Source organism: Saccharibacter sp. EH611 (genome assembly GCF_009834765.1).
Taxonomy (GTDB): domain Bacteria; phylum Pseudomonadota; class Alphaproteobacteria; order Acetobacterales; family Acetobacteraceae; genus Saccharibacter.
In genome coordinates, this window is sequence record NZ_WVHP01000001.1 from 218684 (window position 1) to 237867 (window position 19184).

The window sequence follows — 19184 nt, forward strand, 5'->3', positions numbered from 1 at the left end:
AGACACACCAAGACCCGATAAGGAGTCTGATCCATGATTGATCTCTATTTCTGGCCAACCCCTAACGGCCATAAGATTACACTTTTCCTAGAAGAAGCCGGGCTGGATTATCGTTTTTGCCCTATCAATATCAGCGCGGGCGATCAATTCTCACCCGAATTCCTTAAAATCGCCCCCAATAATCGCATTCCCGCTATTGTGGATCATGCTCCCCAAGATGGCGATGAGGCTGTCAGTGTTTTTGAATCAGGCGCTATTTTGCTCTACCTCGCCGAAAAAACCGGCCTTTTCCTTCCTGACACTCTACGCGAGCGTACAGCTGTTATGGAATGGCTCTTTTGGCAGGTGGGAGGTCTGGGCCCAATGGCTGGGCAAAACCATCACTTCAATATTTACGCCCCACAATCTATTCCCTACGCTAAAGAGCGCTATATCAACGAACCCAACCGCCTGTACGGCGTGATGGACAAGCACCTTGCCGACCATACCTATCTCGGTGGAGAAGACTATAGCATCGCCGATATGGCGTGTTACCCATGGGCGGCTTACTGGCATGTGCAAAGCCAAGACATCCGGGATTTTCCTAATCTAGCTCGCTGGTTACGCAGCATTGAGGGCCGTCCCGCCACTCAACGGGCATATGAAAAGGGCCAAAATGTCAGCGCTCAACCCGCTGTGACTGAAAAGGGGAAAAATATTCTCTTCGGTCAACGCTCCCGATAATCTTCTCTTGCCAAAGGGCGCTTTACTGCCAGAGATAAACCATCTTGAGATAATAGGCGTTACTCTCTGGCGTATTTCGCCCTTCTACCGAATGAGAATAGCGTGCAGTGAGAGAGAGATGACTGTTAACCGACCACATCACTCCCGGCCCTAACGCCACTTCCCGACCGCTTGTATTATGGATGGATTGCCTCAATGTGTTATCATACAGTCCGTCCGCATTTTGCCAGTCAAACGCAAAAAATGGCTCCAACGCACGGTTTGCCTTCCATCCAAAACGCAAGTTCGTGAAAAAGACGTTCCCGGGCTTATAAGAATGCTGACCTGTCATATGCTTCGTGGACGCCACAATTGCCCCAGCATCCCCATCAAAGCTAAAATGCTTCCATTCATAATCAAAAATAAAACTTGATAAATTACCCCAATAATTCGTAGCAATCCCATCACGCGTACCGCTTGGTGTCTCCATAAAAGTTTGGATACCAAATGTACTATTTTTATTAGGCTTAAACCACGCCGCTGGCCCAACGATAGTCGTCCCTAACCCACCGTAATTCTTGCCATTAGCGAGCGTATAACTCTCTGTTTGGATCACTTCAAAAGCGAACCCCACATGGGGGATGGCGTCAAAACTACGGAAATGCACATATTTGCTCATTCCCGCCCATGTATGGCTCCCTCCATGAGCCCGGCGCCTGCCTTGGCCATCATACACAGAGCCAGCCGCATTACCGTCACCATACTGCACAAACACATTAAAAGGCTTGAAATCGACAGGGAGGTCGTATTCATGAGGGCCAATAACGGCCAAAGCAATATCAGAGGCTTCAGCTTCGCTAAGCCCCATTGCCCCTCCTAGTGTGGTCATCACCATCACGGCCGTAAGACCAAAATAGGACTGACGCATAACACTCTCCATCACGTAGAGGGCCCGCTACAAGGCCCTTTATCAGGGGGGCAAGTGTATACGAATTAGTTTTCTACTAACATATAAGAGTTGTCTTAAATACAAACAAAATTTATCTATATTTTGACATAAATCAATGAAAAATTAGTTTTTCTTCTCCCAAAGACGGGCAGGAGGCCTACCCCCTCCTGCCGTGATCACTCAGAGAATAAGGTTGCTGTTTTTATGTAATTGTCTGTGAAAATAGAATACAAGAAAGGCATAAATCATAAAGCAAACCACACTAGCTTCCGGCCCATCACTCCCACCTGTAAGCCAATAAGGCCCGTATATGTCCGTATGGAAAAGCGCATCATGTGCGACATGGCCGCTATCATTCACGCCAAAAATGGCCGTTTGTGCCCAATCCCATGCTGCATGGAAACCAATTGGATAAAACAAGCTTCCTGTAACACGCAGCATGTAACAAAACACATAACCCGCTAAGCCAGCACCAATCGCCCCCCACAGAGGTGTCCCACTCGGGATGTGGATCAATCCAAATAAAACGGACGTGATGACAGACGCCCAGCCCCAACCAAACGCCTTGCTAAGTTGAGCATACAGATACCCTCGAAACATCAGTTCCTCTGTCGCCCCAACCACAAGAAACGTCAGCCCATACGCCAATAATGAGAGAAGTGCCTGCCCTACCGACGATATAGCAAGATAGGTCTGGTACCCTTGGCACAACACAATAACCATAATGATCGCACTGGCCCAAAAAGCACCCCAGCCCATGCCAGAAGCACCTTTCCGTAGCCATGTCGCATCATGAAGAAAAAGAGTTTTTAGAAAAGTGCACGTGCCGAAAGAACCTTTGTGGAAAAAGGCCTGTCCATACACCATCGCAGCAGAGACCACGCATACTGCAATAAGTTGGATAAGCTCGCCCGGCAATACGCCAAAAGGTGTTAATCCGCCGGTGTCCTTCAAGCTATGTATAGAATGCGCTACTTGAGGAATATACATAGCGCCCCAAATAAGCGCTATCGTTACCACCGTAAGCAGAACCAAAAAAAGCACACAGCGCAAACAAGCCCATAAACGCATCATTAAGGCTCTCCTACAGAATGCTGTGTTTGTCCTTCTCGCAGCCAACACCACAGCCCATACACACCCGTTGTCGCGAGAAGACTAACGACCCAAGATAGATCAATCCCATGCACAGCTGACACCAAAAAACCCGTATAAGGCCCTGTTTTAAGAAATGGGATCTCCACCAAAACCCCGATGATATAACTCACAACGGCCCGCCCATTAAGCAGGCCATAAAGCCCACCGTCCGAAGCAAAGAATGCTTTGATGTCATAATCGCCTTGTTTAAGGAGGTAATAATCGGTCAAGTTGATCGCCGTCCACGGCACGAGCACTGCCATAAGAATGTCTAAAAAAGCCGTATAGGCCTTAAAAAAATCTCCAGCCATCCCAATGCTCATCCATAAGGCCGCACCGAGAAGAAGAAGCGTAGCACTCAACCGAGCTGCGAAACCAAAATGCCAATGCGGTCGCAACGTTTGAACCAACGTCAAGCTACATAATGCACCACAATAAACACTCATAGCATTCGCCAACGGAATCGCGAGTGCCAAAATCAACACGATCAATCCACCTAAGCTCCCCGAAAGATGGAGCAAACTGCCCGTTATCGACGCTCCCGGCCATGAAATGGCTAATAGACTCCCCAAAATCATGGGCAAGATCGCACCAAGAACCGTGCCTCCATAGGTCGCCCCAAAAGCCTGACGGGCCGCATCTTGTTGATTAGGCAAATAACGTGATGAATCCGATACATAAGGGGCATACGCAATCTGCCATAACGCCGATACAGACAACGCCCCTAGGAAACCCGCTATAGAACCATGTGTATCTGTCAGCAATCCCCATGAAAGTCGCCCAAATCCACATGTAATGGCATAGAGAACCCCTAATGCGGAGACCCAACTCGCCAGTTTGGAGCACATATGAATAGCCCGGTAGCCCAACACGCAAGGAATAAGCGTTAACATAGCGATCAGGGCCACACCCCTTACCCCATGCAGCACAGGAAGAACCTGAGAAAGAGCTTCTCCCCCTACCACACAATTAGAAGCGGCAAATCCAATATACATCAACACGACAAGCACAATCACAGGGACAGAGCCATACACACCAAACTGCCCCCGGCTTTGCACCATTTGGGGAACACCAAGCCGAGGCCCCTGCGCGGCATGCAAGGCCATAAACACTGCCCCCACCGCATTCCCAATAATCAATGCAACCAATGACCATAGGAGCGACAACCCAAAAAGCGCTGGCCCTAACGCTCCCGTTACAACGGTAAGGAGCGTCATATTGGCGCTAAACCACACTGCAAAGAGATCGGAGGCTCGGCCATGTCGTTGACCAGCTGGAATAGGATGGATGGTTTGCGCTTCAAAAGACTCATTCATTGGCGCTGTATTCTCACTTTCTCGTCGCACTTGAAGTCGATCCCTCTGAGACAAGTGCTTTCCCCACAGCTCTATCTAAGCTATGGCAGCCTCTCACCCCTTCGGATCCCTCGACCTACAGGACCCGTATCGTGACATTTGATCTCTATACGACTCTTTACATAATCGCCATCATCGCTGAAGCCATGACCGCTGCCCTTTTAGCCGGGCGACGTGAAATGGATTGGATCGGTGTCTTTTTTCTGGGCTGTGTCACCTCCTTGGGAGGTGGGTCTGTAAGGGATGTTCTCTTAAATCACTACCCACTTTCGTGGATAAACCATCCCTACTATCCTCTCCTCACAGGCTTCTCCGCTCTCGCAACCATCGCGATTGCCCCGCACATGCATAAGTTTGAACGACTCTTTCTTGTCTTAGATGCAATTGGCCTCGTCGTTTTTACCGTCATTGGGTGCCGTATTGCCCTCATGCTCCATCTCCCATTTGTCAGCGTTTTACTTTCTGGCATGATTACCGGCTGCGCTGGGGGAATTATGCGCGACGTTCTTTGCAACGATATTCCACTTGTTTTCCGCTCTGAACTGTACGCCACAGTTTCTATTACCTCAGGCCTCGTTTATCTCCTTTGCCGGCATCTCACAGCAAATGATAATACCTGCCTGATCATCTCCATGATCGTCGGCCTTTCTTTTCGGCTTCTATCAATCCGCTTTCAGTGGAGAATGCCCAGTTTTTCTTACTCTAGGAATCATCATCACTAACAAATTATATACACTTATTCCTAATTTTATATAGGAGCGTTCTATCTCAAAAGAGCACTCTTCTCTGTCAAGAAGAGTTACAATCACGTAAATTACGCCTTTCTTACGATCTTTTGCTCAAACCACAGCATGAGCAGCATTTTTGTTCCGGCGGGCACCATGACAGATCTAACATCTCCCAGCGCTGCACATACATTACATGGTCATAATATGATGAGCAGAGCAGATGCCCGCTCATTCCCCTCCTATCGCTTGCAGGCCAACCTTTTGGCAGAGTGAAGGGAAATCGTATGTTCAGAAAATCCTTCCTCATTGCCACCACTCTTGCCGTATTATGTACCTTCTTTTCACACGCTCAGGCGCAAGTGCTGGATCGTATTATCGGTAACGAACCTTACGAACGCGTTGATACACCTTTACCGCTTCATGATGGTTTTACCACTGCCGTTCCCCCTTTTGCACGTCCCGAAGCACTCTTCCCACACGGGTTTGGCATAACCGACTGGCTGCGTGACCGTGGTATTGCTTTCATGCTGGATAATATGAATGAGTTTGCCGGAGCGATTACAAAACCGACGCCCGGCTTTCCCAATTACAAGCAAGGGGCCAGCAATGCCGGACAATATGCGATGTCCCTCAATATAGACTGGGAGCGCATTCTGGGCCTGCGTGGCTTTTCTACGCACAGCATCGCTGTTGGACGCTATGGCACGACAGCCAATCGTATGTTTGGTGACTGGCTTAACCACGCATCAGAAGATTATGGCGGCGGTGGGAATGTTGTCGTCCATCTTGTCATGCTGTATGGCGAAGAAACCTTGTGGGGCGGACGGTTAGATATTGCAGCTGGTCGAATGGCTGAAATGTCAGACTTCCAAAACAGCCCTCTCTTCTGCAACTTCCAAAATGGTAGTATCTGCGGACGCCCTAAGGCCGCAACAGATAGTGGATTTACCAGCGGTTATCCTGCCTCTGTGTGGGGTGGACGGATACGCGGGCGTCCCTGGCGATCCATCTACGTGCAGGCGGGTGTCTATGCCGCTGAACGGGGGATTTACTCTGCAGCCGAACATCGCACAGGCTTTGCTTGGGTCAATCGTCATATTAACGGTGTGCGCGTACCCTTCGAGATCGGGTTTGAGCCTGTCTTTTACCATGCCTATCCTGGGCATCTTAAAATTGGTGGCGTGCTCATGACCGCTCCTAGCGCGGACAATTATTTTGACCGAAACGGCTCACCTTTTGCTCTGTCGCGCCTTGCTCCACGCACTCATCGTAACAATTTCGGTGCATGGATTATGGCTGACCAGCATATTATGAACCATTATCATAACAATAAGCGTGGCATCACGGTATTAGGCGGTTTTCTCTATAACGATCGCCAAACGGCTCTTCGCGAATGGGAAGCTTACGGAGCTGTGATTGACCGTGGCATTTTCCGCTCCCGGCCTTATGACACACTCGGTATTTCCTTTACCTATGAAAAAATGCCCATCGGGGTTCAAAAAACAGGCGAACTCCTCATCGCTCAAAACCGCCCTCTTCCTAATCATGCAACGGGCGTACAACGTCATACGAGTGTATTTGAAGTTAACTACGCTATTCATGTCATGCGTGGCGTTATTTTCCAGCCTTTGATGGAATATTATTTTCGCCCTAATGGGCAAGGAAATCTCCGTGATGCTGCCTTGCTAGGATTTAAAAGCCATATCGAAATTTTTTAAACTAGATACGAAAATATCACTTTTACTGGTGTAAATTTTCTATAACCCTCCCCTTATTAGGGGGATAAGCTCGTACGATAGAGTAAGGGGCAGTCCTTGACCACACAATGCCTTCATATTCTAGGCATTTCTCTGTCCGTGAGCTGACTTATGAAAGGAACATAGTTCAATGCGTTTTCATCTCTCTCATCATGTTATGGCAGCCACTCTCCTACTAGGCTCTGCAGCACCTGCTCTCGCCCATAATAATACACCCCCTACACCAGCTGCCCCCTCAGAAACTCAGCCTATCCCCTCTGTCCAACATTATTGGGCACAGGTGGAGGCAAAGCAGTCTTTCCTTCATCTGTCTGAACATGGACAAATGGCACTGTTGAGTATTTTAGAAGCCCATCACGATGTTGCTGTTGGTCAAACGCACCTCGCTATTCCAGCATTAACAGCAGCCAGCACACATTTATTGCTTGCTTCTAAAGCTGATGAGCATTTCATTGCCGCTGAAGAAGCTCTGCATCCTGCCCCTCAACGCCCTCTCTCCCCACATCACGTGCCGCAGCAAGGCCGCACAGACTGGATCCCCGTTAGTGGTGATATTATCGCTAGCACCACACTAGCACCGGAAAAGAAAAACCGCGTTGCTCTTGCCGATGCCCAGCTAAAATCCGGCAAAAGCCAACAAGCCGTTCAAACACTCGGTGACCTCCGTCAACAGATTGATTATATTATCACGCTAGCTCCGCTCACCCATACACAGCAGGCTGTTAATAGAGCGTTGACCTTCGCAAAAGCCAATAATGCTCAAGGTGTGCAGGCTGCTCTTAATGATGCGGTTGATAGTTTCGTCTTCGTGTCTGAAAATGTCATTACAGAAGCTACAGCTACCAACGCGCATAAGCACTAATCGACCTGCTACAAAATAATGCGCATATAAAACCCCCTCCTCATCGGAGGGAGTTTTTGTTCACAAGTTCTGTGTATAACTCTTGTATGAACACTAAAAACGGCGCATTTTCCTCATTGTTTTATCTGTGGAAAACTCTGTGAACAAATATTTTTATTCTCTTGACACCGATTCTTGTAGCCAACAGCATCCTTTAATGATGCGTCTCTTCCGGCAGATCTTTTTTCCAACCGCCACCAAGAGCATTATACAGACGAGCCAAATTCGTGGCCATTACAGCATCACTTCCCGTTAAATCGAGCTGAGAGGACTGTAATTGGGTTTGTGCATTCAACACATCCAAATAGGTGCCTAAACCCGAACGATATTGGCTAGTTGCAAGAGAAAGAGCTCGCTGATTATCTGCTACAGCCTGTGCTAAGCCATCATGACGCACCTGCTCGTCATGATAAGCTTGCAGCGCATTATCAACCTCATTCCATGCTTGTAAAACCGTTTGACGATATTCAATCGCAGCAGAGCGCTGCGCCGCTCTTTTCAACTTAAGCTGGCCGTATAAACGCCCCCCTTGAAAGATCGGTAAAGAGATCGTCGGCCCTACGTTCCAAGCTTTCGCATTCCAAAAACCAAGGTCACGAAAAGAAAGCGTTTGAAAACCAAAATCAGCTGTAATCGTCACCTTAGGATAGAAATCTGCCGTTGCCTCTCCCACTTCTGCAACAGTCTCACGCAAATGAGCGTCCGCTTCACGGATATCAGGACGACGCTGCGCTAATTCTGACGGTAGGCCAGCAGGTACGAACGGAGGTAGTGTCGGAATCGTTGCCGTTTTTGTCAGCTCACCATTTAAGCTCTGCGGTGGGGCCCCCAGAAGTAACGCAATTGCATTCATTTCTTGTGCAACACTTTGATCCAAGCTTGCCTGCTGCGCTTCTAAGTCATGCAAACGTGCATTAACACTATCAACATCCAACTCTGTCACCAAACCAGTACGATACCGATTTTCACTCAGCTGACGTAGCTGCGTTAAGGTCTGGTGCTGACTCGCGAGCACTGCTTGACGTTTTTGGTCACCTCGAAGTTGGAGATAGTCGCGCGCCATATCCGCTTGCCGTGCTATCAAAACACTGCGCCGTTCTTCCTCACTCATTTGCGAGACGGCTTTTGCTGCCTGATATTGGTGCGCTACGCGTCCCCATAAATCTATTTCATAGGTAGCATCAATTTTATCCTGCCACTGGTTAAGCAAAGGCACTTGTGCCTCTTGCCCCCCTGTTAAAAAATCACGCCCAGACGAACCAGCCACCCCGGGAGGCAGTCTATCACCCACATGGCGCCCCACCCGCTTAAAGACCTCTTGTAGCTCTTTTGTACTATGCTGCGCACGCGTATAAGACCCCTGCGCTGCCAGATTAGGGAAACGCTCAGCCCCTGCGATCATCATTTGTGCACGACTCTGTGCCAGATTTGCCGAAGACAGCAAGAAGTTTAAGTTCTGCGTCGCCACACGCTCCTCAAGCGATGAAAGCTCTGGATCATGAAAATTTTTCCACCAATCATCAGCCATCGGGGCCTGCGTGACCACACTCGATGTTGACGCATGACCATGATCTTGGCTGTGCATATCATAGTGCGATGGTGCCCAAGAATGAGGCTTATGATAGGAAGGCCCCACCATACATCCACTCACAGTGAGCAACAGCGTCCCATAAAAAACGGGATTAAGGAGAGAACGACCAATTAATGATACGGAACGGCGGTCTTTCACAAAACAGCTCCTGATAGGGATGAGAGAGACGTAAGGGGTGCACACGAAGACTTGCAATGACCAAATGGTTGGGTCAGCATATGTTGAACAAGGCGAACAGCATGAGAGGCCAGCCACAGACTATGACGCAGACAGGTTCGGAAATACCTTCCAACAGCGTGGACACTAAACGCACTCAAATTCTGCGCGGTGCAGGCACTGTCTTTATCGAAAACGGTTATAGCGGCGCTTCTATGTCGCAAATTGCCCATGTAGCTGGCGTTTCCAAAGGCGCTTTGTATAATCATTTTGAGAGCAAAGCGGCCTTGTTCTCCGCCTTTTTTGAGGAAACATGTCAGACCCGGCTGAGTGTTCTTGAAAACTTGGCCCATGACGACACGCTGAGCGTCGAAGACGCTCTGTTTCAACTGACGCAAGCGACCATCCATCTGATGCTGGATCACAAATCCGTTGGGCTGTACCGCATCATTTTGGTGGATGCTCCCCGCTTCCCCAGTCTGGTAGAAACTTTTTGGAAACATGGGATCGGCCGTACATTGTCGAACATGCAAGGTTGGCTGGTTCGCCAAACAGCCAAGGGCACCTTGTCTGTTGACGATCCTGCTTTTGCTGCGGAACAGTTCTTGTTGATGTGCCAGACAGGTATTGTACAACGTCATCGCTTGTCGTTGCCTGTTGATTGCAGTCCTGCCCATATTGAGCAGATTGCCCACCGCACGGCAGAATGTTTCTTGCGTATCTACGCGCCAGACTGACGCAAGCTGTCTGCGTTTCATCAATGCCCCCCACTGCTCTGACCATCTCCCTTAATCGGAGAGGCAAGGAAACAGAGCGGCACAACGCAGAGAGCCAAAATCCCCAACACATTAAAGAGCTGATTATAGGCCAACATTGATACTTGGCTGGCAAAGTCCTGGTACATATGCGCTATCGCATAAGCATGAGCGCGCAGCGGAGCGAGCCCATGAGCCTCTGCTACCTGTTGAACCTGTGCAAGGTAAGAGCGAACTTCTGGCTTTGAAGCGACCACATGTGACGATAAATCCGTCTGATGCACTTGCCGCATCTCTATCAACGCCGCCGTCGAGAGCGAAATGGCCTGTGAACCGAAATAGTTTCGCACCATGCTAAACAATGCCGATCCATCCCCGTTCAACTCCGGCGGTAATGTCGCATAAGCAAGAGTTGAAATTGGCACAAAGAGAAAGGCCAAAGGCGCTGTTTGCCGCACGCGATACAGAACAAGATGGGTAAAATCCACATCAGAATAAAGGTTCGCCGCTAACAAAAACGACGACGCCATAAAGAGAAAGCCAAAGGCAATGATATAGCGGATCTGAAAACGCTTCATCAGCATCCCCACAATAGGGATGAGACAAATCACAACGGCACCACCAGGGGCCATCAGCTGCCCAGACAAAGTTGCCGTATAACCCTGAACCTGCTGTGCAAATTGCGGCATAATGACAGCAGAGGCATACAGCAACATGCCCATAACCCCCATCATCGTTGTACCAACCGCAAAGTTACGATCTTTCAAAACGCTCAAACGTAGAAGCGGGTCTTTTGCCTTGCACAGCCAGATAACAGCCCCCACCGTACATACAACACCTAGAACAGCCATTGTCGTGATAAAAGAAGACCCAAACCAGTCATCATCCTCACCCCGGTCAGCCATCACTTCCAAACAGCCAAGACCGATGGAGATCAAACTAATCCCAATCACATCAATCCGTTCGCGACGTGCTTTTTCCCATGGTGGATCTTCCAGCAAGGCAGCCACAGCCAAGACGGTAATAATCCCAAAAGGAACGTTGATGAAGAAAATCCAACGCCAAGAGTAATTGTCTGTAAACCACCCTCCCAGCAAAGGCCCTAGAACCGGCCCGACAACCGTTGCAATAGCCGTCAGGCCAAACGCAGCCCCACGCTTTTCTGGTGGGAAAATATCCAGAATAATCGACTGCTGGCTAGGCTGAAGACCACCACCGAAAAACCCCTGCATCAGGCGAAAGATCACCAACATCGGCAAGGATGTCGCCAATCCACACAGGAAGGATGACAATGTGAACATTGCAATACAGACAAGGAAATAACGCTTCCGCCCAAAAAGCCGCGATAACCAGCCCGAAATGGTCAGCACAATGCCATTTGCAACGAGATAAGAGGTGAGCGTCCACGTCGAATCATCGTAGGAACTTCCCAATGACCCGGCAATATGAGGCAGCGCCACGTTCACAATCGTCGTGTCCAGCACCTCCATAAAAGCCGCCAAGGTCACGACAACCGCAATTAACCACGGATTGTGACGGGGCTTCCATGTGCTGCGGTCTGTTTGCTCGTCCGGAGACGTTGTCGCAACATCATCACTCATTGCACATTTACTGTCGGCTCAACCGACATCCCTAATGAAAGCGGGTAATGAGGGTCTAAACCTTCATCAATGAGGATTTTGACTGGAATACGTTGTACCGTTTTCACGAAGTTCCCTGTTGCATTTTCAGGAGGAAACGCACTGAAGGATTCACCAGACCCTTTCTGGATTGAATCAACATGCCCCTTCAGGTGCAGCTGCGGATAGGCATCAACCTCAATCTCAGCTTTTTGACCGGGCCGCATACGAGAGAGCTGCGTTTCTTTATAGTTAGCAACGATCCAAATATCCGGCGTCACAATGGAGAACATCTCTTGCCCCGTTTGAACAAAAGTGCCCTGCTCCACATTACGTTGTGAAATCCAACCATCGTGAGGCGCTCGGATATCCATCCACTCCACATTATTTCGTGCAGCTTCAAGGTCAGCTCGTGCGGCTTTTAACGACGCATCAGCCTGCGTGACACGGGCATCAGCATTTGCAATATTATCATGCACAGGTTCAGCCTGTAATAACTGCCCTTGTGCCTGCACAACAGCAGCCGTGGCCTCATCAAGAGCCGCTCGGGTTGTATCAATATTTTGTTGGGTCGTTGCCGCACGATCTACGCGCCGTTGGCGCTCATAATCCCTTTGTGCACGGAACAAACGCGCTTTAGCCGCAGAGAGGCTCCCCTGTGCTATCAGCAACTGACCGGGAAAGTTTTTGCGCGCAACAGCAGACAACACATTATAGGCGGTAATATCAGCTTCAGCCTGTTGAACAGATGCCTCTGCACGATGCAACTGAGCCAAATAGTCACGCCCATCAATCTGAACTAACAGATCCCCCTGATGCACAAATTGGTTATCATCAACCATCAGATGAGAGATATACCCACTCACATGAGCTGCGATGGAGATTTTCCGCCCTGTTGTATAGGCATCATCCGTATCAATCTTATTACGATTAAAAAACATATAAAGACCGATACCGACCAAAACCATGATCACTAACAGGATCAAAATCATTCTTTTGGCGGAGCTTCCTTTTGGGGGAGTCGCATCCTTCCCTGATTGCGACTCGCTCTGCGCTTCGCCGTTTGCCATGCTGCACCTCTATCTTACTGGTTATCCATGCAGGGAGGGCCTCCTAGTGCTCCAAAATACTCTCCTAATAGGAGCGTTTTGGCGTTAGAATGACCGACCGGTCAGAAAGCAATGACACACTCTCCATACGTCTGACAAGTAACAAATCATCTCTTCTATGACCGATAGGCCAGCAACGACACGTAACCCTTTGAAAATACTACAGTTAAGGGAACCTCAAAGGGCCCCCTGTGCCGCTTGAAACGTATTATGGAGCAAGCACGCGATCGTCATAGGCCCCACACCACCCGGCACAGGTGTAATATGCCCTGCAACTTGGCGTGCTTCCTCAAAAACCACATCTCCTACCAAGCGACTTTTCCCTTCTGCGGTGGGTACACGCGTAATACCAACATCAATCACCGTAGCGCCTGGCTTGATCCAATCACCCCGCACAAGCCCTGCTTTGCCGGTAGCAACAACGAGAATATCGGCCTGACGTGCCAGCTCTTGGATATTCTTCGTATGGATATGAGCAATCGACACCGTGCAATTTTGCTGCAACAAAAGCTGCGCCATAGGGCGACCTACCAGATTAGATGCCCCAATAATCACAGCATGAAGGCCCGTCATGTCCTGATGGACAGATTGTAGAAGCTTTAAACAGCCAAGAGGCGTGCAAGGAACAATCCCATTATTCAACCCTAACGCTAAACGGCCCGTATTTGCTTCCCCAAGTCCATCCACATCTTTTGCGGGATCAATCGCATTGGTCACAATAGCTGGATCAATTTGTTTTGGCAGAGGAAGCTGAACAAGAATACCGTGGATTTTCTCATTGCTATTTAAGTCAGAGATAAGACGCAATAACTCATCCTGAGAGGTACTTTCAGGCATCATATGCATAAAAGAGCGCATACCCGCACGATGGGTTTGTAGGGCTTTATTTTTCACATAAACTTCTGAAGCTGGATCATTCCCCACCAACACAACAGCCAAACCAGGCAGTCCATGGCCCTGCTCAACCAGCGCATCGACTTTTTTGCGAATCTCTTCAGTCATCGCTTTCGCCATGGCTTTCCCATCAATGCGCGCTGCTTCGCCCTGCGGGGCAGACATTCCATTTACTTCAGTTCTTGACATGCTACACACTCCAAAGCCCAATAGTCCTACCCCATATATAAGGGGGTAAGGTCATGACAAACCCTCTTCTTTTCGCTAGAGGGCACCAATCGGTGGTATTCTCTCCCCGCCGTCTCGCAGGATGATAAGGAACTCCCAGTGTCTGAGGACATACGAAAGAACTTTGCCAGTGACAATGTCACACCGGTCTGCTCGGAAGTGATGGAAGCCTTAAGCCGCGTTAATCATGGCGGTGTCCCATCCTATGGAGAAGATACCTTTTCTAAAACACTGAAGACCCGTTTTGCAGAGGTTTTTGAAGCAGAGGTTGAGGTTTTCCCCGTTGCGACGGGGACAGCGGCAAACTCTCTCGCCCTTTCAGCTATGGTGGCGCCACATGGTAGCATTCTATGTGATCAAAGCGCTCATATTAACTCTGACGAAGGCGGTGCGCCTGAGTTTTTCACTCACGGCGCCAAACTGGTCGGTATCCCCTCTGCGCAAGGACAAATGGATCCTGCGACACTGCCCAGCACTCTTGTTCAGAATGCAGAAAAGGGCATTCTCGCGCCACCATTCCAAGCCCTGTCCCTCACACAAGCCACAGAATGGGGCACAACCTATTCCTGTGATGCGCTCTCACAGCTCAGTTCCACAGCCCATGAGCATGGCCTCACCGTCCATCTTGATGGCGCACGTCTTGGCAACGCCATCGCTCATCTTGGATGTTCTCCCGCTGAAACCACGTGGAAAGCCGGTGTTGATGTGCTCTCCTTTGGAGGCACAAAAGCGGGAGCTATGGCTGCAGAAGCTGTGGTCTTTTTCCTCAATGACCGCACGCGCCCTCTGCTGAAGGCTATGCCGCACCTCCGCAAACGCTCGGGTCATACATGGTCTAAACATCGTTTCCTCAGTGCGCAATTACTCGCTCTCTTAGACAATGAGCTGTGGCTAACAAACGCTCACCACGCCAACATGATGAGCCAACGCCTTGTACAGGCCCTCAAACGGCATCCCGCGGCTCATCTTCCTTTTGCGACGGAAAGCAACGAAGTTTTTGCCGTTCTGCCTCACCCTCTCCTCCAAGAGCTGCATGATGAAGGCTATCACTTTTACCATTATCCCACACCGGAGGGGGTTCCCGGGCAGCTTGTCCGCTTTGTGACGAGTTTTTACACACGCCCTGATGATATAGATGCTCTGATTGACAGTCTTACTGCTTAATAGGGCTTGAGGAAAAACAAAAACGGCCCGCCTTCACGATGAAGAGACGGGCCGTTTTTTTAATATGTTCCTATGCCTATTATCTTATAGCGAAACACTTAACTGAGCGCCTAATACGGCAGCATCATGATAGACTGTCGTCGCACTTGGGCGTTGGATATATTGGAAGTCCGGCTGAAAAGCCATCGCACGCGCTACGTGGATGCTATAGAAAAATTCATACACATTTTCATGGCTCTGCACACCAGGCACCGCCCCCCAACGCGTCGGCTGGAATGGCTGACCCAGCGCAAGGGACGCTTCCTGTTGCCGCACCGCTGTTGAGCTAATATCAAAATGCTGCCACATAATCCCCATCGTATCGAGGGGACGGCCCCACAGCTTCCCACTATCGACAAGCCCAACCCAGGTATGGTCGTGCATAGCCACTGTTTGGCCATCTGTGTACATCGCACCGGCCATCAAAATAAGGCCATTCGTATCACCCGGCCCATGCCTCCAGAGCATTTGATCCATAATAAGCCATGCACTATTCATCCCTGCCTGATAGCGACGTGGCTGCCCAGAGGCCTGCCAAGACCCTCCGTAAATATCTTTGAAAAGATTAACCTGTTTTGAATTATCGTAGGAATAACCAATCTTATAATGCCCTACGAGATGATGCTTCCCAAAACTAGGAATCCAGCCAATTTCTACCGGAGTAGAAAATTTCCCCAGTCCATCCTGCGCCCATGACCACCCTGAGATCCCCCCAGTGTACGCATGCGGACTCACAGCAAAAAGCCCACCCATAATGTATGTTTCATTTGTTGGCATGACACGAACCACCGCCCCTAAATTGCCCGAAGGCCAGTCGCGGTTGCCATTCGTGTATTTATTAGGTGCAGGGTTCCCACAAATGGCCACATTCATAAAGTCACAAAAGAGAGGAGATGCCGCAAAAAATGACCCAACAGGCATCCAGCCCGCATTGATATTAAGCCGGTCGTGAAACCAGGAAGTTTCCGCGTACATCGCCACTAAATGCGCAATGACGTTCCCACGGGCGCCATAGATCTCTTGAGTAGCCGCATATGTATCCCCAAAGAGACCGGAGACATTCTGCCCATGCCCATTCACAACAATCGTATGTGTTTTTAGATGGTGAATGCCCGCAAGCTTACTCCAATCAACATGAAGCTCTAACCCAACTTGTCCCGTAATCGTCGAAGCGCGCTGCCGCCCCCCTGTAATATTACCCGCGAACTCCTCATTAACCGACACCATCAACTGCACGCCATGATAGGCAAGCCACGGCTGGGCGCCTCCCCAATTTCCAAAAAAGTGCTGCGATTTCAATGAAGGAGGCAGTTCAGAACGTTTATCAAGCACTTTGTCGGGAGTCGTTGCACTATGTACAGCACCCAGCGTATCCGCCAAAACAGGCGCTTGAAGCCGCTCACGCTCACGCTCTTGAGCTTCCGCCTTTAAGCGTGCTTGCTCCGCATCCGCTTTTCTTTGCTGGCTCATATAATAATCGAAGGAAGGCCAACGATGCCGTGGCGATACACGACGGCGCCAACCATTACGCCCGCGCAGTGCCCACGCCCCCTTATGCACCGAAACCCTTTTATGAGCCTTCGATACAGATTTGACCACTCGATGAGAGGATGATGCCGTTGTCGCCTTTCCCTCAACAGGGATCAAAAGCATCCCGACGGCTCCCCCCACAACTGTAAGAAAAGCGCAGTACCTTAATAGAGGGACAGTAATCCGAGGGAATAAGAGCGGCTCAATCATGAAGGGCAGGTCTTTCCTCCGTCTAAAAACGGTTCCAGATTAGCAGGACATACCTCTATTACCCTCGTATGCACCTCTCCAAAAGGAAGAAAGACAATTAATGCTATTTTTTATGAAAAAATATCTTTTCTCTCAAAAGAAAGGCCTGCTCTTACTCTCCCCGTAAAAGCAGGCCTAGATATTTTAAATAACCTGATAACCTATTGATAAATAAGTATTAATTATCTTCATCATCGCCATCATCTATGGCCCCGTCAGGAGAAACAGCCACGAAAAGTTGCTGCCCATCACGTAGGATGCGCAACAACGGCGGCTGCTGATGAGCTAAAGCATTTTGCACCAACGAAACCACAGCATGAGGGTTTGCCGTGGGCTGATTCCCGACCGCGACGATAATATCGCCTGGACGAATCCCTGCATGCTCAGCGGGACTACCCTGTGCGACATCAGCAACGACGGTACCCTTTACATTTTCATCCAACCCAAGCTCTTGCCGCGTACGAGGCGTAAGCAGAGCCAAAGAAATACCTAAACGCCCTGATGGTGCGGTATTGGGCGTATTCCGTCCATTATCCTGCCCATGCGTCGTGAGGTTCCCGACCTCAAACGTCAATGTCAGCGGCTTACTATCACGCAAGAGGCTTAGCTGCGCTTTACTTCCCGGCGCGATAGATACCACTTTTACAGACAAATCATGCGCATTACGCACAAGATGTCCATTAACGGCGGTAATCACATCTCCGCTCTTCACGCCTGCTTTTTCCGCAGGCCCCCCTTGCGCTACAGAAGCAATCAGCACCCCATGAGACGGTGAACCAGAGGTCGCATCCGTTAGGTTAAGTGCACGCGCCATCGTCTGCGTAATGTCCTGACCCTCTACGCCCAAATATCCGCGCACGACATGGCCATTACGGCGCAACTGATCCACAACAGACTGAACTGTGCTGGATGGGATCGCAAAACCAATACCGATCGACCCTCCACCATTAGGCGACATAATCATGGAGTTAACCCCCACAACTTTGCCATCCAGCGTAATCAACGGGCCACCGGAATTCCCCCGATTGATCGGCGCATCAACCTGAATAAAGTCATTATACGCACCAGAGTGTAAATCACGCCCTAATGCGGAAATAATACCCGACGTGACCGTTCCACCGAGGCCGTAAGGGTTTCCGACAGCAACAACCCACTGCCCTGGCTGCACTTCGTCTGAATTACCAAGCTCGACATAAGGCAGTTTTGTGGGGTTCTTAACGCGTAACAACGCAATGTCCGTCTTCGCATCATGCCCAACAATTTTGGCCGGCAACACAGTGCCATCATCCAGCTTGATAGTCACTTTTGTTGCACCGTTAATCACATGATTATTGGTGACAATATACCCATCATCAGAAATGATAAAACCAGAACCACGCGCTTCTACTGTTCTATTGGACGGCTCAGGCATCATCTGGAAGGGAAAAGGGAACGGAAACGGCATTCCCCCACCTCCCATTGATGGCGGCCCATCCCCATCACCCTGTACGTCACTTTCACGCACATGGGCTGTTACCGACACCACGGCAGGTTTTACTTGATGAACAATTTGTACAAAATCAGGAATACCCTGACCCGACATTTGTGGGTGAATTTGTGTGCTTTGCGCCAAAGCTGGCAGAGGTGCCACCCCTGCCCCAATGACAGGAAGAGCTGCTAGAAGCGCCAGAGAAAAGCGGGAAGGCGTGGTCATCACAACATCCTGAAAATGGAAAATAGAGAGTATTGTTAATATGGGATGTTGGGTATTTTCTGCAACTAACCCTTAGATGAAACATCTGTAATTGAAGGGATTGTTCTAGAGCGTCGCAGCTGAAAGAAATGTGTCAGTAACGCGCCCGCTTCACGCTCACACAGCCCACTAATGACTTCCTCAGGCTTGTGCAAACAATAATCACGCTGGAATAAACGCGGCCCATGATCCACAGCGCCCCCTTTGGGGTCATAGGCCCCATAAGCCAAACGCGCTACACGGAAATGACTTATAGCAGCCGCACACATCGGGCATGGCTCTAATGTGACAATAAGCGTGCACCCCACTAAACGCGCAGAACCCAGCACAGAAGCCGCACGTCGCATCGCCAATAATTCTGCATGAGCGGAACCATCATAATCGCCTTCCACCTGATTGCGCGCCACAGAAAGCACTCCCCCCTTCGGGGACAACACCACGGCACCAACAGGTACCTCTCCCGCAGAGGACGCTTCACGTGCAAGCGACAAAGCCTGTTGCATCGCTTGCGATAGCGAAACTTTCTTCCCCTCTTTCACAACTCTATCCAATCCGTCATAATCCACACTGTGCCTTCCCCTTCAAGGAACAC

16 protein-coding genes are annotated in these 19184 nt (G+C 49.7%); 6 read left to right on the forward strand and 10 right to left on the reverse strand.

Annotated features, from left to right (window positions below):
• The first annotated feature begins 33 nt into the window (after window positions 1-33).
• Window positions 34-723, forward strand: coding sequence for a glutathione binding-like protein (locus GS535_RS01010; RefSeq protein ID WP_160799096.1), 690 nt, complete (start codon window positions 34-36; stop codon window positions 721-723).
• Between the two features lie 22 nt (window positions 724-745).
• On the opposite strand, the gene GS535_RS01015 is transcribed toward GS535_RS01010, so the two are convergent.
• The 3 genes from GS535_RS01015 to GS535_RS01025 all read right to left on the reverse strand — a co-directional run bounded on the left by GS535_RS01015 (window position 746) and on the right by GS535_RS01025 (window position 4101).
• The gene (locus tag GS535_RS01015; RefSeq protein ID WP_237442156.1) at window positions 746-1597 is read right to left on the reverse strand and encodes a transporter; all 852 of its coding nucleotides are present in this window, start codon (window positions 1595-1597) and stop codon (window positions 746-748) included.
• 234 nt (window positions 1598-1831) lie between these two features.
• Window positions 1832-2725 carry a CPBP family intramembrane glutamic endopeptidase gene (locus GS535_RS01020; protein ID WP_160791555.1) on the reverse strand — a complete coding sequence of 298 codons (894 nt, stop codon included), beginning with the start codon at window positions 2723-2725 and terminating at the stop codon, window positions 1832-1834.
• The gene (locus tag GS535_RS01025; protein ID WP_160791554.1) at window positions 2725-4101 is read right to left on the reverse strand and encodes a cytosine permease; all 1377 of its coding nucleotides are present in this window, start codon (window positions 4099-4101) and stop codon (window positions 2725-2727) included. Before GS535_RS01025 ends, GS535_RS01020 begins: the two co-directional genes overlap by 1 nt.
• A gap of 131 nt (window positions 4102-4232) precedes the next feature.
• Between GS535_RS01025 and GS535_RS01030 the strand changes: the two genes are divergently transcribed.
• The 3 genes from GS535_RS01030 (at window position 4233) to GS535_RS01040 (ending at window position 7487) form a co-directional block, all read left to right on the forward strand.
• The gene (locus GS535_RS01030; RefSeq protein WP_160791553.1) at window positions 4233-4862 is read left to right on the forward strand and encodes a trimeric intracellular cation channel family protein; all 630 of its coding nucleotides are present in this window, start codon (window positions 4233-4235) and stop codon (window positions 4860-4862) included.
• A gap of 290 nt (window positions 4863-5152) precedes the next feature.
• A complete protein-coding gene (locus GS535_RS01035; protein ID WP_160791552.1) occupies window positions 5153-6586 on the forward strand; it encodes a carbohydrate porin in 1434 nt (477 codons plus the stop codon).
• A gap of 169 nt (window positions 6587-6755) precedes the next feature.
• Complete coding sequence (locus GS535_RS01040; RefSeq protein WP_160791551.1) at window positions 6756-7487, forward strand: YfdX family protein; 732 nt, start codon at window positions 6756-6758, stop codon at window positions 7485-7487.
• Between the two features lie 193 nt (window positions 7488-7680).
• On the opposite strand, the gene GS535_RS01045 is transcribed toward GS535_RS01040, so the two are convergent.
• On the reverse strand, window positions 7681-9255 hold the full coding sequence (locus GS535_RS01045; RefSeq protein ID WP_370518137.1) for an efflux transporter outer membrane subunit: 1575 nt from the start codon (window positions 9253-9255) through the stop codon (window positions 7681-7683).
• A 122-nt stretch (window positions 9256-9377) separates the two neighbouring features.
• Between GS535_RS01045 and GS535_RS01050 the strand changes: the two genes are divergently transcribed.
• Window positions 9378-10010: a TetR/AcrR family transcriptional regulator gene (locus GS535_RS01050; RefSeq protein ID WP_160791550.1), complete on the forward strand. Its 633-nt coding sequence runs from the start codon at window positions 9378-9380 to the stop codon at window positions 10008-10010.
• A 20-nt stretch (window positions 10011-10030) separates the two neighbouring features.
• Here the strand turns inward: GS535_RS01050 and GS535_RS01055 are convergent, their stop codons facing one another.
• From GS535_RS01055 to GS535_RS01065, 3 genes are all read right to left on the reverse strand, one after another.
• Window positions 10031-11629 (reverse strand): DHA2 family efflux MFS transporter permease subunit, encoded by a 1599-nt coding sequence (locus tag GS535_RS01055; protein WP_160791549.1) that lies wholly within the window; start codon window positions 11627-11629, stop codon window positions 10031-10033.
• Window positions 11626-12717 (reverse strand): HlyD family secretion protein, encoded by a 1092-nt coding sequence (locus tag GS535_RS01060; protein WP_160791548.1) that lies wholly within the window; start codon window positions 12715-12717, stop codon window positions 11626-11628. Before GS535_RS01060 ends, GS535_RS01055 begins: the two co-directional genes overlap by 4 nt.
• Before the next feature lie 216 nt (window positions 12718-12933).
• Window positions 12934-13839 carry a bifunctional 5,10-methylenetetrahydrofolate dehydrogenase/5,10-methenyltetrahydrofolate cyclohydrolase gene (locus tag GS535_RS01065; protein WP_237442146.1) on the reverse strand — a complete coding sequence of 302 codons (906 nt, stop codon included), beginning with the start codon at window positions 13837-13839 and terminating at the stop codon, window positions 12934-12936.
• Window positions 13840-13977: 138 nt separating this feature from the next.
• Here GS535_RS01065 and GS535_RS01070 point away from each other — a divergent pair, with 138 nt between their 5' ends.
• Entirely contained in the window at window positions 13978-15042 is a 1065-nt protein-coding gene (locus GS535_RS01070; protein ID WP_160791547.1) for a beta-eliminating lyase-related protein, read from the forward strand.
• An 84-nt stretch (window positions 15043-15126) separates the two neighbouring features.
• Here GS535_RS01070 and GS535_RS01075 read toward each other — a convergent pair whose 3' ends face one another.
• The 3 genes from GS535_RS01075 to GS535_RS01085 all read right to left on the reverse strand — a co-directional run bounded on the left by GS535_RS01075 (window position 15127) and on the right by GS535_RS01085 (window position 19095).
• A complete protein-coding gene (locus GS535_RS01075; RefSeq protein ID WP_160791546.1) occupies window positions 15127-16734 on the reverse strand; it encodes a carbohydrate porin in 1608 nt (535 codons plus the stop codon).
• A 304-nt stretch (window positions 16735-17038) separates the two neighbouring features.
• Window positions 17039-18553, reverse strand: coding sequence for a Do family serine endopeptidase (locus GS535_RS01080; protein ID WP_160791545.1), 1515 nt, complete (start codon window positions 18551-18553; stop codon window positions 17039-17041).
• 65 nt (window positions 18554-18618) lie between these two features.
• Window positions 18619-19095, reverse strand: coding sequence for a nucleoside deaminase (locus tag GS535_RS01085; protein ID WP_160791717.1), 477 nt, complete (start codon window positions 19093-19095; stop codon window positions 18619-18621).
• Window positions 19096-19184 lie beyond the last annotated feature (89 nt).